This is a genomic window from Candidatus Zymogenaceae bacterium (genome assembly GCA_016931225.1).
GTDB lineage: Bacteria > Desulfobacterota > Zymogenia > Zymogenales > Zymogenaceae > JAFGFE01.
In genome coordinates, this window is sequence record JAFGFE010000031.1 from 20,237 (window position 1) to 36,590 (window position 16,354).

The following is a 16,354-nucleotide window of genomic DNA, read 5'->3' on the forward strand; positions in this document are numbered from 1 at the left end:
AACATGACAAACGGCAAAAAAATCGTGGCCATCGTGGGACGCCCGAATGTGGGAAAGTCCACGTTCTTCAACAGGATCGTCGGGACCCGCCGCGCCATCGTGGAGGATGAGCCGGGGGTGACGAGAGACCGCATCTACGCCGACGCACGGTGGGGTGATACGGAATTCACCCTGATAGACACCGGTGGATTCATGCCTGATGCGGACACCGAGATACTCCGCGGCGTTCACGAAATGGCGGAGCTTGCGGTAGAGGAATCGGACATCATCCTTTTTCTCATGGACGCCCGGGATGGGGTTCGTCCGGACGATTCGGAGATGTTCAACTATCTCAGAAAGACAAAAAAGCCGGTCTTCGCACTGGTGAACAAGGTGGACGGCCCCAAGCAGGAATCGGAGATATATGAATTCTATCAACTGGGGATGGACACCCTGTATGCGATATCCGCTCAGCACAACATCGGGATCAACGATGTTATGGATGATGTGGTGTTTTCCCTCACGGGCATGATGGAAGAGCATCCTTCTGAAACGCCGGACGCCCCTCATATCGCAATCGTCGGACGTCCCAACGTGGGGAAATCATCGCTTCTGAATCGCCTGACCGGATACGGACGGTCACTGGTCGACGACACCCCCGGGACGACCAGGGACTCAATTGATACGCTGGTATATACGGAAAATAGACCCTATGTGCTCATAGACACGGCGGGCATCAGGAGAAAGAGCAGAATAAGCATGGCCGTGGAGAAATTCAGCGTGTTTGCATCCCTCAGAAGCATCGACCGTGCGGATGCGGCGCTTTTGCTCCTTGACGCGGAGGAAGGGCCCACGGACCAGGATATTCGCATAGCCCGACTGATAAAGGATAAGGGTGTCGCCTCGGTCATCCTTGTAAACAAGTGGGACCTTGTCGAAAAGGATGAGCGCACCGCGGGGACGTTCGCACTCCGTATTCAGGACGAGATGAAAAATATCTCCTACTCACCGATCATTTTTATTTCAGCAAAAAGTGGTAAGAACGTCCATCGCATATACCCCGCCGTCGATACCGTCATTGAAAATAGAAACCGCCGTATTCCGACGGGAGAGCTGAATTCTTTTTTCGATATTATCAGCACAGAACACAGCCCCGGTCTGTACCACGGAAAGCCCGTAAAAATATTTTACATCACCCAGACGTCTATAGCACCGCCCACGTTTGTACTTTTCAGCAACAACCCCAAAGGAATCAAGCCCGCCTACCATCGATTCATCATCAACAGGCTGCGAGACGCATATGATTTTTCCGGTACGCCGATTCGGCTGTATCATAGAAAACGAGAGCGTGAAAGAGTAAAAAAAGCTTGACAAAAATTTTCCTGAGATTTAAAGTGAATCTTTAAATATGGTGAATGATTCCACTTTTTATTACGGGATCAAAGGAGGTTTAACGTATGGGCAAACTGAGAAATCTGAAGTGGTTCGTTCTTTTTTCCGCCTTGGCACTGGTATTCGCATTCGCCATCGCCGGGTGTCAGGAAAAACCGGCAGAACCGACCACACCGGAAGAGGCGGCAACCGATGAGCCTGTCGCCGATGAAGCTGCGGGTCCCATAAAGATCGGTCTTGCCGCTCCCATGTCCGGTGACGCCGCTGCATATGGAGAAATCATCAGAAACGGCGCAATGATGAAAATCGACGAAATCAACGAAGCCGGCGGCATTAACGGAAGGATGCTTGAACTTGTAGTGGGCGACGAGCGCTGTGATCCGAAGGAAGCCGCTGCTGTTGCACAGAACTTTGCCAGTAATGAGGATATCATTGCGGTTCTGGGACACGTATGCAGTTCCGCCACCCTTGCCGCTATTCCGTATTATGATGAGGCGGGTCTCCCGGCGATATCTCCCACAGCAACCAATGTGGAAGTCGGCCGGAGCAGCGAATATATGTTCCGCAACGTCTTCACGGATGACTTCCAGGGACGATTCATGGCGAAATACGCCAAGGAAGTCCTCGGAGTCGAAAAGGTCGGCGTGTTCCATGAAAACAACGACTACGCAATCGGCCTGAAGGAAGCATTTGTAGCGGCGGCTGAAGAGATCGGTCTTGAGGTCGTGGGTGTCGAGGCGTATGTCGCCGATACCGTCGATTTTGCTCCTCAGCTTTCCAAGTTCAAGGAACTCGCCCCCGACGCGATATTTATCGCCGGTTACTATCAGCAGGGCGGGCTGATCCTCGCACAGGCGGAAACGCTCGGTCTTGACGTACAGTTCATGGGAGCGGACGGCCTGAACAACCCGGAGCTGATCAACATCGCCAAGGACGCCGCCGAAGGATTCATGGCAAGCTCTCCTTTGGTGTATGAAGCCGCCGGTAAGGAAGCCTTGGAATTCAAGAAGGCCTTCGAGGAAAAATACGGTCTGACTCCCGACTGGATGGCGGCAAACGCCTATGACGCCATCGGCATGATGGTCGTCGCCATCGAGAAGTGCGGCGCCGACAGAGCGGCCATTACGGAATGTCTGGCCGGTATGACAACCCCGGAAACCGGATACGTCGGTATCGCCGGTATCACCATCTTCGATGAAAACGGAGACTGCAGCAAGCCTGTGTTTGTTTCCGAAGTGAAAGACGGAGAATTCATCGCTGCTGAAAAGCAGATCTTGGATTAGGGGTTATTCGTGTGTAATCAAGGGGGAGGGTCTTCACCCTCCCCCTTTTTTGACAGGGGTAGGGCAGGGGATGTTCATTCAGCAGCTTGTTAACGGACTTACTCTCGGTGGCGTATATGCACTTATCGCCGTCGGTTATACGATGGTGTATGGAATCATCGAGTTGATTAACTTCGCCCACGGCGAAATATACATGCTCGGTGCGTTTCTCGCCTTCACCTTCGTCACCATGCTCAACCTTCCGTTTCCCCTGGCAGTCCTGCTTTCCATATCATGTTGCGCGCTATTCGGCGTTATCCTGGAATTCATCGCCTATCGTCCTCTCAGGAAAGCGCCGCGTCTGGCCGCACTCATCACGGCCATCGGTGCGTCACTCTTTCTCCAGAACGTCGCACTGATGATCTGGGGCGGTCGTATGAAAACATATCCGAAGGGAACCATCCCTGAAATATTTAAATCCGCTCTTTTTTATATGGGTGATGTCAAGGTATCTCTGCTGCAATATGACATCATCTCCATCACAATATTCTTGATGTTCTGTCTTCATATCCTTATTACACAGACAAAAATAGGCACCGCCATGCGGGCCTGCGCCCAGGACAAGACTACCGCATCCCTCATGGGCATAAATGTCAACCGGGTGATATCGTTCACCTTCGCCGTTGGATCCGGTCTGGGTGCGGTTGCGGGGATCATCGTCGGTGTTTATTATAACGCAATTTTCCCCATGATGGGATATACCGCCGGTGTCAAGGCGTTTGCGGCGGCGGTGTTGGGCGGTATCGGCAACATCCCCGGAGCGATGTTCGGTGGATTCGTGCTGGGGATCGCCGAATCATACGGGGCGGGGTACCTTTCTTCCGGGTATCGGGACGGTATCGCATATGCCATTATGATCCTCGTGATCATCTTCCGTCCGTCCGGAATACTTGGAAGAAAAACAGTGGTGAAGGTATAATCGATCATGCCCAAACGAATTCCCCGATATACATCAGCCTTTTTTTCAAAGAACCAACCGGTTGTATACGGGTTGTTGTTCCTGGCGGTTTTTTTCATACCATTTTATTCCTTCCTGGGCGATTTTCACGAGACATTCATGTATATCTGCATCCTCTCGATGCTGTATATCGTGCTTGCCCTCGGCCTGAATATTATCCCCGGTTTCACCGGTCTCCTTGATCTTGGATTTGTCGGCTTCTACGCCATCGGCGCCTACACGGCGGGATTATTGACGCTCAAATGCGGGGCCATGGGACCTCCCTGGGATATCCTCTCCAATTACTGGGTTATCATACCATTGGCGGCCCTGAACGGCGCGTTGTGGGGCATACTCCTTGGGGCGCCGACCCTCAGGTTGACGGGGGATTATTTCGCAATCGTCACCTTCGGCTTTTCAGAGCTTGTGGTGCTTGTTATCGTCAACGAGATGTGGCTGACCCGGGGGCCGATGGGACTACCCGGGATATCTTCGCCGGGCATCGACCTCACGTTCTTATACCCGATCACCCGTTTTTTCTTCGAAAACCCGATCGTCTATTCTTTCAAGGGGAAAGTCCCGTTTTTCTACCTGATCCTCTTCATGATGATTGCAACGATCTTCATCATGAATCGACTGGAGGATTCCCGGCTCGGTCGTGCGTGGTTCGCCATCCGGGACGATGAAATCGCCGCCGAATGCAGCGGTATAAACATCATGAGATACAAGGTCATCGCATTTGCCATCAGCGCATCTTTTGGGGCCATCGGCGGTTCTTTCTTCGCACGGTGGTTCGGTTTCATCAGCCCCGTCAGCTTCAAGTTCTGGGAATCGATCCTGATACTCTGCATGGTGGTTCTCGGCGGTATGGGAAGTATTCCCGGTGTGATTCTCGGTGCAACGGTGCTGGTGAGCCTTTCCGAGCTGTTGCGCCAAGTTCTGGAGCCCTGGCCGGATCTGGTACAGGCGCGATACGCGCTCTTCGGCATCATTCTGATATTGATGATGCGTTTTCTGCCTGCGGGATTAATTCCCCTCTCCAGGGTGAAGCGGGTTATGTCTACAAAGGATGAGTCGATTTTGCAAACCATGAATGAGAGCTTTTTCAGCGTCTCCACCGACAGCAAAAAGCTGAGCAAAGATAGATGAGCTATACCATCCTGACAATTGATGGGCTGAGTAAGTTTTACGGCGGTGTTCGTGCGGTCGACAACGTCTCCTTCGACATCGAAAGAGGGGAGATACTCTCGTTGATCGGACCGAACGGAGCGGGGAAAACAACGCTTTTTAACTGCGTTACCGGCCTGACGAATCCGACCGGTGGGAGAGTCATACTCGAAAAAAACGGACGGGGGCGGATAATCTCTTCTAAAAGTAAGGCCTTTAAACCATCTTTAAAGCCTGATAGGATTAATGCCCACGGCATCGCCCGTACATTCCAGAACATCAGGCTGTTTAACACGCTCACCGTCCTGAATAACGTGAAGGTTGGCCGACATGCTCTGACGAAAAGCAATTTTTTCGGGGCCGTTCTGAGGTCGAGAAGTCAGCAGCATGAGGAGAAGGAAACCCTTCGAAAGTCAATCAAACACATCGTCTTCGTCGGACTGGAAGAAAAGATACTGGATATCGCTTCGAATCTTTCATATGGGGATCAGCGTCGTGTTGAAATAGCCAGGGCGCTTGCATCTGAGCCGGCCCTGCTTTTACTTGACGAGCCCGCCGCCGGGATGAATCCGAAGGAAACATCGGATTTGATGAACCTGATTCGACGTATCAGGGATACCGGGGTGACGATTCTGCTGATCGAACACGATATGAAGGTGGTAATGGAGATATCGGATCGTATCGTGGTGCTTGATTACGGCAAGAAGATTGCGGAAGGCAAACCACAGGATATAAAACAAGACAAGAAGGTCATCGAGGCGTATCTCGGAACGGACTGACATTGACATGCTTGAACTGATAGACATATATACAAATTACGGGAGCATTGAGGCCCTCAAGGGAGTTTCCCTGAAGATCAACGAGGGTGAAATCGTCACGCTCATAGGCGCAAACGGCGCCGGGAAATCGACGACACTCATGACCATCAGCGGCATCAACACCGCAAGAAAGGGACGTGTGCTGCTCAAAGGGAAAGACATTACACGGGTGCAGCCCGATAAAATAGTCCAGATGGGTGTTTCTCAGGTGCCTGAGGGCAGGCGTATATTTCCGCTTTTAACGGTGCGTGAAAACCTCATGATGGGCTCCTACATCAGGAAGAGAGACGCGCAGTTTAAAAAAGACCTGAAACAAATATTCAGCTTTTTCCCGATCCTTGAACAGAGAAGGAAACAGGACGGGGGAACACTTTCCGGAGGTGAGCAGCAGATGCTCGCCATCGCCCGGGCGCTGATGAGCAATCCAAAGATACTTTTACTCGATGAGCCGTCACTTGGTCTGGCTCCTTTAGTGGTAAAAAGCATATTCTCCATAATCAGAGACATTAATGAAAAAAACGGCACCACGATACTGCTTGTCGAGCAAAACGCTAAAATGGCACTTGAAACGTCTCATCGTGGATATGTACTTGAGACGGGAAAGGTTGTCCTTGAAGATACGTCAAAGAATCTTTTACATAATGAGTCTGTGAAAAAAGCCTACTTGGGAGAAACTTAGGGGAGAGGAGCGCGAAATTGGAAGACAGGAGAAAAGAAGAAATTTTTACGAAGAAAGTCAAGGCGGGAAGAAGAACCTATTATTTTGATGTCAAGGAGAACGTCAACAACGACAAGTACTTGATCATCTCAGAGACAAAGGCTGTTGATTTCGGAAAACAGGACAGGTTCAGAATCATGGTATTCCCTGAGGATCTGGACAACTTCCAGGAAGCGTTTGATGAGGTGGTAAATTTCATCAGGGAAAACGACCATTCACGTTCTGAAGAGTATGATTCCTCAATGGGAGATTAGAAGAAACAGGGAAAAGAAGAATGATAAAGATAGAATCGATATGAAATATTGAGTAAAACAAAAGTTGGTTTACATAATATATCTTATCGGACATTGTGTATGGGCGTTGTTTTTAACGATTGGGTCATATAAATCGATTAAACACAGCGCCCTTTTTGTTTTTTTATCTTTTATCCTCTATAAGCTCACCGTCTGGCAAGCTGTCATTTTCTATCAACCTGATCGATACTTCAAAGCCCAGCTCGTGAAGTATCCGATGCTCGACATCCCTGATAAAACGCCTTTCAACCTTCATCTCATCATGGAAAATATTCTCTGTTATTTCTAATTGAATATCCATGAGATCATCGCCGTTTTCCCTATATAACACTATTCGAAATCGAGGTTCATCCTGTATTATCTCTTTGAGGATGTTTTGTATCTGATATGGATACAGGTTGATACCACGAAAGACGATAAGATCGTCATACCGTCTTTTTACCGGATCCATTTTTATATGTGTTCTTCCACAGGGACACACATCATCCGACAGATAGAGCCGTGTCACATCTCCCGTTCGGTATCGTATGAGCGGAAACGCTTCCATCGTCAATGTCGTCAGGACAAGCTCGCCCTCTTCTCCATACGGAAGGGACTTCCCTGTTTTCGTATCGATGATCTCCGGTATAAAATGATCTTCAAATATATGCAGCCCGTTTTTTTCCCGGCATTCCGAGGCAATCCCCGGCCCAAATACGGATTCAACGCCATAATGGAAATATGCGGACACATACAGATTCTCCTCAATTTCCCGACGCATGTCATCCGTCCACGGCTCCGCCCCCAGTATGGCGTATTTCAATGAGAGGTGCTTCGGATTGATACCATTGTCTTTCATCTCGCGTATCAGCCGTAGTATATATGACGGTGTGGAAACGATTGCGGTGGATTTATAATCCTGAAGAATCCTCAGCTGCCTCTTGATGTGAGTGGTCGACGTGGGAATGACCGACGCCCCAATATTTTCAGCGGCGTAATGGTATCCGAAGGCGCCCGGGAATAAGCCGTATGAAAGCGCAATCTGCAGTACATCGTCTTCGTCAAGACCCGCGGAGCACAGGGTGCGAGCAACACGGCGTGACCAGCTCTTGAGATCCTCCATCGTGAATCCCGTGATCCCCACATCCCCTGACGCGGCGTGAATCCGCACTACATCTCTCAAGTGAACCGCAAACAAGTCATAGGGGTAACTCTCCTTCAGATCTTCCCTCGTAATGAACGGGAGTTTGGAAAGATCTTCTATCGATTCGATCGCGTCTTTTTCAATATTGAACCCGACCTGATCGAATCGATGACGATAAAAGGTCACGTTATGCCGAATAATACGGTTTATGGTCTTCTGCAGCCCCTCAAGCTGGAACTGCTTCAGCTCCTCCCGAGACATTGTCTCGTTTTTTTCATCCCAAATCCGCATAGTCTTCCTCTCGGCCGAGATATGCCTCAATGACTTTCTCGTCGTTGCGTATTTCTTCAGGTGTTCCCTCGGAAATCTTCTTTCCGTAATCGAGCACCGCTATCCTGTCACATATGCCCATGATGAGATTCATATCATGTTCTATCAGAAGCACGGTGATCCCCCTCTTCCTGATGGCCATGATGAGCTTCATCAGGTCTTCGGTTTCTCTCGGATTCATCCCCGCGGACGGCTCATCGAGGAGCAACAGCTCCGGCTCCACCGCAAGCGCCCGGGCTATCTCTACGTGCCGCTGTTTTCCGTATGGGAGGCTGTCGGCGGGGAGACCCTTTTCTGATTCTATGTGCACGAAATTGAGAATTTCATTGACCCTTTCGATATTCTCACGCTCCTCGCGTCGAACCAACCTCCCCCCGACGATACCGCGAATAAGCCCCGCCTTCGTCCTGATGTGACGACCCGCAACAACATTCTCAAAAACCGTCATACCGTTAAAGAGCTGTATATTTTGAAATGTTCTCGCAATGCCTGATCGGGTGATATAAAAGGGTTTTTTGCCCGTCAGTTTCCTCCCCTTGAAGAAGAAATCTCCCGTCGTCACCGGAAGAATACCGCTGATCACATTGAAAAATGTCGTTTTCCCTGCACCGTTGGGACCTATCAGCCCCATTATGACATTTTTCGGTACCGAAAGGTGAACGTCCGACAGCGCCTTCACGCCGCCGAAATCCTTGTAAATGCCTTTCGATTCAAGCATCATCATTCATAGACCTCACGGTATCCCTTCCCGAGATACGCCCTTTTTACCTCTTCATTATCGAGAAGCACTTCCTTATCTCCGTGGGATGTGAACATTCCCATTTCCATGACGTATCCCCGATCCGCCAAAGCCAGGGCGGCACGGGCGTTCTGTTCGATCAAAAGGATGGTTGTTTCCATTTCCTTCAATTCTTTTATCGTCTTAAATACTTCCAACACCACCTTGGGTGCAAGTCCCATAGACGGCTCATCAAGCATGATGAGCTTCGGTCTGCTCATGAGTGATCGGGCGATGGCCAGCATCTGCTGCTCCCCGCCCGAGAGGGTCCCGGCGGACTGTTTTCTTCTCTCGCCGAGTATTGGAAACAGGGTATACACCTTTTCAAAATCATAGGCGATTTCATTTCTGTCCTTTTGCGTGAAAGCTCCTAATTCAAGGTTGTCTCTCACGCTGAGCTTTGCGAAAATTTTTCGCCCTTCGGGAACGTGTGATATACCCCTTCTGAGAATACGTTCCGCGGTGAGTGAATTGATCTTTTGCTTTTCAAAGAGTATCTCACCCCGTTCTGTGGGAATAAGCCCTGAAATCGTTTTAAGCAGCGTCGATTTGCCGGCGCCGTTACCGCCGATGATTGTAACAATCTCCCCTTTATTGATATGAAAGGTTATTCTCTTGAGTACATGCACATTTCCATAGTACGCATGCAAATTTTTCACGATAAGAAGCATCGGCAATCCTTCTTATTTAACCCGGTACTTTCCCATAAGTCCCTGGGGGCGGACAATCAAAAGGAGCACCAGAGCCGCACCGTATATGAGATTTTGATAATCGGCAATGGCACTGATTTTCTGGTAGTCGGCGACAGAGCCGGGATTCAGGTGCTCGGCGACGAATTTGATTATGCCTGGGAGATATCGAATAATTTCGGGCAGCAAAAAAAGAATCAGCGCCCCAATGATCGATCCAGGTATGCTTCCCATTCCCCCGATGACCACCATACACAGGACCAGTATTGATGCGGACAGGCCGAAATTCTGGGGCTGGATATAATGGATGTATGAACCATAGAGAGATCCCGCCGCTCCGGCAAACGCGGCGCCCAGACCGAAAGCAAGTATTTTGTATTTCGTTGTATTGATTCCCATCACCTGGGCGGTCAACTCGTCATCCCGTATGGCCGCCAGGGCCCGCCCGACCCGTGATCTTGTCAGACGATACATGAACAGTATCGTCAATCCCATGATTGTCCAGTTGAAGATGAGAAAATCAAGCTTGGATGTCAGCTTTTTTCCCGCAATGACCGGGCTTGGAATACCGAAGATGCCGTCCGGGCCGCCGAGATAGTCTATATTCAGTATGACGATCTCTATGATGATTCCGAATCCGAGCGTGACGATGGCGAGATAGTCGTCCCTGAGGCGAAGTGTCGGGAGGCCCAAAAGTACCCCAACAACCCCCGCAGCACAAAACGCAAAAAAGAACGAAAGGATATACGGCAGGTCCATATAGGTGACCATGACCGATCCCATGTAGGCGCCGATGCCGAAAAAGGCGGCGTGCCCAAGAGAAACCTGCCCGGTAAAACCAATAATCAGGTTTAAAGAAAGTGTCAGCACCACATATATGGATGCAAACAGAAGTAAGTGGAGTATCAGGTCGATCATAAGCTTAAAAGGACCTTTAGCTTCTTTTTCCCATGATACCGGATGGTTTCACTATGAGCATAATAATCAATATTGCAAACGCCACGGCGTCCTTAAGTCCGGACATGATATATGCAGCACCCAGGTTTTCCGCCACTCCGATAATCAGTCCGCCGATGATCGCCCCCGGTATGCTCCCAACGCCTCCCAGGATCGCGGCGGAAAACGCCTTCAGACCCGGCAGAACGCCCATTGACGGATATGTGTTGTATTCGATGGCCATCAGCACGCCCGCGGCGCCGCTCATGATCGATCCGATGATGAAGGTCAGGGTTATCATCGTATCGACATTGATCCCCATCAATCGCGCCGTTTCGCCGTCAGAGGCCGAAGCAACGATGGCCTTCCCGTATTTCGTCTTATTGATAAAAAGGTATAATGCCGTCATGAGAATCGAGGCGGTGATGAGGACATAGATTTCAAGCGCTGGTATCTGGTTACCGAAGAGGATAAACGGTTCGAGTTCGATTTTTATGGGAAACGGCCTCTTGTCGGGGCCGAACAGGAGCCGCGCCACATCCTGCAGGCAGATCGATACACCGATTGCGGCGATCAGCGGTATGAGCGGGTTGAGGTTTCTCAAGGGCCGAAACGCCAGCCGCTCCATCAGCACGCCCACGGCCGCCGCAACCACAAGGGCCAGCGCGAAGGCGGGGAAAAAACCGATGTGGAGGGCGCCGATGAGCATCACAGCGGCATATGCGCCCGCCATGTAGATTTCACCCTGGGCGAAGTTAATGATCCCCAGGATACCGTATATCATGGTATATCCCAGGGCCACCATGGCGTATATGCTTCCGGCCGCTAGGCCGTTTATGAGTTGTTGAAAAAACATGATGTGCGCTGATAACGGGAGGGCCATAAGGCCCCCCCGTATAAAATAGTATTGTGTCGTCCGTTAGTTTCGTTAATCCATCTTGACGTATTTTCCGTCAACCACCTCGAAGATGTAGATGCCGCCCTTGACCACGTCACCGTTTTCATCAAAGCTGAGCTTCCCTGTTACGCCGTCGAAATCGCTCACGGTATCGAGGTAATCCTTGATCGCCGTGGGGTCTGTGCCTACTTCCTTCATGGCCTCCGCCACCAAATAGACCATATCGTAGGTAATGGCCGCAAACATGATGTTGTTGGGATCTTTCGGATTTTCTTTGATGTATTGATAGTATTTCTTCACGAAAGCCTTGTTCTTCGGCGTGTCGTAATCCTCGTCGTATTCACCGGTGATGATGTGCCCCTCACCGGCATATCCGGCAAGCTCGATATACAGAGGCGCCATATCGCCGAAACCACCCAGGGAGGGTGCAGTAATGCCGATTGTGCGCGCCTGGCTGATCGCCGGGGCGGTTTCCTGGAGGTATCCAGGGACGCACAGGAGATCAAATTCATAGCCTGAGATTTTTGTCAGCTGGGCCTTGAAGTCTGTATCGCCCCGCATGAAGGATTCCTCCACAACAACTTCGACACCGTATTCTTCGAAGTAGAGCTTCAGAAGCTTCGCGAAACCCTCGCCGTACGGCTCGTTGCTGTACAGGATGGCGGCCTTTTTAACGCCGTATTTCTCCACGGCATACTTCACCAGGGCTTCTGACTGCATGTCGATCCGTGAGCAGCCGCGGAAGATGAATTCCCCGGCTTCCGATACCTTTGGTGATGTGGCATTGGGGGAGATCAACACAACACCGTTATCCTCGGCGATTGGGGCCGCCGCCAGTGTGTTGCCGCTCATCATGGGACCGATGATGACCGGTACCTTGTCCAGGGAGATGAGCTTGTTGGCGGCGTTGACCGCGTCTGTGGCGTTATCCTTCGAGTCCTCATAGATCACTTCCAGCGGACGACCGTTGATGCCGCCTGCCTCGTTGATCTCCTCGACCGCAAACTCAACACCCTTCTTTGCCGGAGTGCCGTCGGATGCGCCGAGGGTCAGACGCAGTATGGCCCCGATAACGATCGGCTCGCCTGCGGCTTCATCGACCGCCGGCGCTTCAACATCACCCTCGGGCATCGGCTCTTCCGGCTGACAGCCGATCACGCACAGGGACAATCCCAACATGATCGACAAGAGTACAATACTCAGTCTTTTCATTGGTTACTCCTTTGAAATAGTATCTCGATATATGACCTGTTTTCCCCTCTCCAATAATTCCTGCATGGTGGAACTCTCAACCAGTTTTATGTTCGCCCTGATTCCGAGCAACTCCAGCAGATCCCCACGTATCCCGGAAATAATATTTTCAAGTTGTTTTATCGTGTCGCTGAAGAGCGCCTCTCCTTCCTCAATGTATATATCCATATGATCCAGTTCTTTTACCTTGAAAAGTTCTATCACAAACGGCGGCGATTCTCCCAGGACGCCGGATATGACGGACTTGATCTGGTTCGGATATACCTTGATGCCTCGAAACGAGAGCATATCATCCGATCGCTTCATGGGCGCCTCCATCACCGAGAGCGTTCTTCCGCACGGACATTCGCCGTCGGGCACAATGCGGGAGATATCCCCTGTTCGAAAGCGAATCAGAGGAAACGCCTTCGTCGTGATGGTGGTAATAACAAGCTCCCCCTCTTCTCCTGCGGGCACGGGCTCTGACGTCTCGGGATGAATCGTCTCCACAATGAAATGGTCTTCGGAGATATGAAGCCGTCCCTCGGCGCACTCATATGCGACGCCAGGTCCCATTCCTTCGGGTATGCCGTAGGCCGTACTGACATGGACGCCCAGACCAGATTCAATACGCTCTCGATCGACATCGGACAAGGGCTCCGAAACGAGTATGGCTCGGGATATATTAAGTTTCGCAACATCCATACCCTGCTCTTTTGCAAGCCACGCCAGGTGCAGTGCGTGTGACGGCGTGGAAACGAGGCATGACGTGCGATAATCCGACATGATCATGAGTTCTTTCGAGGCGTTGAGATAACTCATGGGGATGACCGACGCCTCGATATGTTCCGCGGCCGCACGCATGCTTCGTCCCCAGTTGGCCATGCCGAAATCGAAGGACATCTGCACGATGTCGTCCGCGGTGACACCCGCGCCGGTAAAAAGACGGGATATCAGCTCCGTCCACACTCCCAGATCGTTCTTCGTATACCCGATGACCGTCGGTTTGCCGGTAATCCCCGAGGTGCTGTTGATGCGTACGATATCACGAAGCGGCACGGCGAACAATCCATACGGGTAATTGTAGCTCAAATCGTCACGGGTGGTAAAACCGATCTTCGTAAGATCCGCCACCTGTGTGATATCCCTGGGCGATATATCCCGATCCTTCATTTCGCTCTGGTAAAACACGACGTTTTTATACGCCCTGTTGATGGTGCTCTGAAGCCGTTCGAGCTGCAGTTGGGCCATATCGTCCCGTGAAAGGGTTTCATACCGACGGTTAAATAGTCTCATGGATCACTCCCAGAATTCCCGGTAATCCCGACCGAGATATGCCCGTTTTATGTCTCCGTCCCGCAAGAGTTCACCCCCCTCCCCCTGGATGACGACGCTCCCGGTTTCTATGACGTATCCCCTGTCCGAAATCTTCAGGGCGGCCCTGGCGTTTTGCTCCACCAGAAGAATGGTGAGGCCCTGTTCCTTCAACGAGACGATCACCTCAAGTATTTCCATGGTGATTTTCGGCGCCAATCCCAGTGACGGCTCATCGAGCATCAACAGCTTCGGCTTCGCCATCAGCCCCCGGGCGATGGCGAGCATCTGTTGTTCGCCTCCGGAAAGGGTCCCCGCCCGCTGTTTGAGGCGTTCCTTGAGTATCGGGAATACGGAAAAAACGGCCTCCATATCATCGGAGATGGCCTTTCTCTGCCATTTCCTGTATCTCAGGTATGCGCCCAGCCTCAGGTTGTCCAGGACCGTCAGGGTGGCGAAAATCTGCCGCCCCTCGGGGACCTGGGAGACACCGAGCCCCACGATGTCTTCCGGTTTCTTTCCGTATATGTCGACGCCGTCGATCGATATCTCGCCCCTGCGGAACGGGACGACGCCGGAAATATTGTTCAAAAGCGTCGTCTTGCCGGAACCGTTCGCACCGATGAGAGAGACAATCTCTCCGGACCAGACATGGAGCGAGACGTTGTCCAGCGCCCTGATCTTCCGGTAATATGTGGAAAGATTCCTGACTTTAATCACCGATATCCTCTCCCAGGTATGCCTCGATGACCTTCTTGTTGTTCTGTATCTCCCGGGGTGTTCCCTCGGCAATCAGTTCCCCATGATCGAGCACGACGATCTCCTCGGAAATGTCCATCGTCAGGTTCATGTCATGCTCCACCAGCATGATCGTAATATCGAACTTCCTGATATTGTCGATAAGACGGGCCAGGTCCTCGGTCTCCCGCTCGTCCAGTCCCGCGGCCGGCTCGTCGAGTAGCAAAAGCTTCGGTTCCGCCGCAAGCGCCCGTGCTATCTCCAGATACCTCTGATGCCCCAGGGGAAGGGACAGGGCATTGTCCTGGGCCCTGGGTGCGAGACCGACGAAATCAAGATACTTCATCGCCTGGTCTCTGATATCCCTCTCTTCCCTCCTGACGAATGGAGACCTGAAGGCACCGCCAATCAATCCCCGCACAAGGCCGGCGCTTGATCGCGCGTGTCGTCCCAGCATGACGTTTTCCACCACCGTCATGTTATCAAACAGCTCGACATTCTGAAAGGTCCTGCTGATACCCAGAGCGGCCACCTGATGTGGTTTGAGTCCGTGAATCGCCTTGTCGCGAAAAAAGAGCTTTCCGGACACGGGAGGGTAAAATCCTGATATCAGGTTGAAGAGCGTCGTTTTCCCGGCGCCGTTCGGGCCGATGATCGCTTTTATGGATCCTTCCTTCACCTGAAAGGTGACATGTTTGAGTGCGTGAACACCACCGAAATTTATGGAGGCGCCTTCGATCGAGAGCATCATCCGACACGCCTCCCCTTTATTCTCTCGATGACGCCCCTTGTCAGTCCTTCGGGCAAAAATATCATGATGAGCATCAGAATGAGACCGTATACGACTATTTCATAATCCTCCAACGCCATCAGGAATTCTGGCAGCAGCGTCAATACCGAAGCGCCGAAGATGGCGCCCCAGATGCTCGCCATACCGCCGACCACCACCATCGTGACCAGCACGATGGAAAAATGAAAACCGAAGGAGCTGGGACTGATGAATCCGATAAAATGTGCGTAGAGGCTCCCGGCAAGCGATGCGTACAGGGCGCTCAGGATGAAGATGGCGAGTTTGTAGCTCTGGATGTTCACCCCCAGACTCCCCGCCGCTGCCTCAGAGGTGTGAATCGCCCTCAAGGCTCTCCCGATGCGGGAGTTTATGATATTCGCGCTGAGCATTAGTATGACGATGGTCGACGCCCATACGAGATAATAGTATTTCAGGTCGGTATCGAATACAAATCCGAATGCGGAAAGCTCCGGTATTCCGCGAAAGCCGGACGGCCCCTGGGTGATGAACGACATCTCCTTGAAAAGAATGTTGACGATGATGCCGAACCCGAGGGTGGCCATTGCGAGGAAATATCCCTTGAGACGAAGGGACGGAACGCCCACAACGAGCGCCACAATTCCCACCACACCCAGGGCGATGACCAGAGCGGCAATGGGATGAACGCCGTATGACGTGGTCAATATGCCCGATGTATACGCCCCAAGCCCGAAGAATGCGGCGTGTCCCAGGGATATCTGGCCCGCGTACCCCATCAGAAGATTCAGGCCCAGGGCCAATATCGTATTCAGTCCGATAATGATCAACACGCTCAAATAGTAGTCGTTGTTCAGAAGCAGCGGGAGACAGAGCATCACGCCGGAGAGCACAAGGACCGCTGTGATATGTATCCGTGATGACAT

17 protein-coding genes are annotated in these 16,354 nt (G+C 51.5%); 7 read left to right on the forward strand and 10 right to left on the reverse strand.

Annotation, left to right across the window (positions count from 1 at the left end; translation table 11 throughout):
• Positions 1–3 precede the first annotated feature (3 nt).
• From der to JW885_12200, 7 genes are all read left to right on the forward strand, one after another.
• Positions 4–1,350, forward strand: coding sequence for a ribosome biogenesis GTPase Der (gene der, locus JW885_12170; protein ID MBN1882923.1), 1,347 nt, complete (start codon positions 4–6; stop codon positions 1,348–1,350).
• 86 nt (positions 1,351–1,436) lie between these two features.
• A complete protein-coding gene (locus JW885_12175; GenBank protein ID MBN1882924.1) occupies positions 1,437–2,654 on the forward strand; it encodes an ABC transporter substrate-binding protein in 1,218 nt (405 codons plus the stop codon).
• A 70-nt stretch (positions 2,655–2,724) separates the two neighbouring features.
• Positions 2,725–3,612, forward strand: coding sequence for a branched-chain amino acid ABC transporter permease (locus tag JW885_12180; GenBank protein ID MBN1882925.1), 888 nt, complete (start codon positions 2,725–2,727; stop codon positions 3,610–3,612).
• Between the two features lie 138 nt (positions 3,613–3,750).
• Entirely contained in the window at positions 3,751–4,779 is a 1,029-nt protein-coding gene (locus JW885_12185) for a branched-chain amino acid ABC transporter permease (GenBank protein MBN1882926.1), read from the forward strand.
• Complete coding sequence (locus JW885_12190) at positions 4,776–5,576, forward strand: ABC transporter ATP-binding protein (protein ID MBN1882927.1); 801 nt, start codon at positions 4,776–4,778, stop codon at positions 5,574–5,576. Before JW885_12185 ends, JW885_12190 begins: the two co-directional genes overlap by 4 nt.
• 7 nt (positions 5,577–5,583) lie before the next feature.
• The gene (locus JW885_12195) at positions 5,584–6,294 is read left to right on the forward strand and encodes an ABC transporter ATP-binding protein (protein MBN1882928.1); all 711 of its coding nucleotides are present in this window, start codon (positions 5,584–5,586) and stop codon (positions 6,292–6,294) included.
• 17 nt (positions 6,295–6,311) lie between these two features.
• Positions 6,312–6,587, forward strand: coding sequence for a DUF3276 family protein (locus tag JW885_12200; GenBank protein ID MBN1882929.1), 276 nt, complete (start codon positions 6,312–6,314; stop codon positions 6,585–6,587).
• Positions 6,588–6,750: 163 nt separating this feature from the next.
• Here the strand turns inward: JW885_12200 and JW885_12205 are convergent, their stop codons facing one another.
• The 10 genes from JW885_12205 to JW885_12250 all read right to left on the reverse strand — a co-directional run bounded on the left by JW885_12205 (position 6,751) and on the right by JW885_12250 (position 16,354).
• Positions 6,751–8,040 carry a phenylacetate--CoA ligase gene (locus JW885_12205; GenBank protein MBN1882930.1) on the reverse strand — a complete coding sequence of 430 codons (1,290 nt, stop codon included), beginning with the start codon at positions 8,038–8,040 and terminating at the stop codon, positions 6,751–6,753.
• Positions 8,024–8,800, reverse strand: a complete 777-nt coding sequence (locus JW885_12210; GenBank protein ID MBN1882931.1) for an ABC transporter ATP-binding protein — start codon at positions 8,798–8,800, stop codon at positions 8,024–8,026. The genes JW885_12205 and JW885_12210 overlap by 17 nt, the downstream gene beginning before the upstream one ends.
• The gene (locus tag JW885_12215) at positions 8,800–9,528 is read right to left on the reverse strand and encodes an ABC transporter ATP-binding protein (protein MBN1882932.1); all 729 of its coding nucleotides are present in this window, start codon (positions 9,526–9,528) and stop codon (positions 8,800–8,802) included. Before JW885_12215 ends, JW885_12210 begins: the two co-directional genes overlap by 1 nt.
• A gap of 12 nt (positions 9,529–9,540) precedes the next feature.
• Entirely contained in the window at positions 9,541–10,464 is a 924-nt protein-coding gene (locus tag JW885_12220; protein MBN1882933.1) for a branched-chain amino acid ABC transporter permease, read from the reverse strand.
• 16 nt (positions 10,465–10,480) lie between these two features.
• Complete coding sequence (locus JW885_12225) at positions 10,481–11,338, reverse strand: branched-chain amino acid ABC transporter permease (protein ID MBN1882934.1); 858 nt, start codon at positions 11,336–11,338, stop codon at positions 10,481–10,483.
• Between the two features lie 72 nt (positions 11,339–11,410).
• On the reverse strand, positions 11,411–12,592 hold the full coding sequence (locus JW885_12230; protein ID MBN1882935.1) for an ABC transporter substrate-binding protein: 1,182 nt from the start codon (positions 12,590–12,592) through the stop codon (positions 11,411–11,413).
• Positions 12,593–12,595: 3 nt separating this feature from the next.
• Positions 12,596–13,906 (reverse strand): AMP-binding protein, encoded by a 1,311-nt coding sequence (locus JW885_12235; GenBank protein MBN1882936.1) that lies wholly within the window; start codon positions 13,904–13,906, stop codon positions 12,596–12,598.
• A 3-nt stretch (positions 13,907–13,909) separates the two neighbouring features.
• Positions 13,910–14,644 carry an ABC transporter ATP-binding protein gene (locus JW885_12240; protein ID MBN1882937.1) on the reverse strand — a complete coding sequence of 245 codons (735 nt, stop codon included), beginning with the start codon at positions 14,642–14,644 and terminating at the stop codon, positions 13,910–13,912.
• Entirely contained in the window at positions 14,637–15,410 is a 774-nt protein-coding gene (locus JW885_12245) for an ABC transporter ATP-binding protein (GenBank protein MBN1882938.1), read from the reverse strand. The genes JW885_12240 and JW885_12245 overlap by 8 nt, the downstream gene beginning before the upstream one ends.
• Positions 15,410–16,354 carry a branched-chain amino acid ABC transporter permease gene (locus tag JW885_12250; GenBank protein ID MBN1882939.1) on the reverse strand — a complete coding sequence of 315 codons (945 nt, stop codon included), beginning with the start codon at positions 16,352–16,354 and terminating at the stop codon, positions 15,410–15,412. Before JW885_12250 ends, JW885_12245 begins: the two co-directional genes overlap by 1 nt.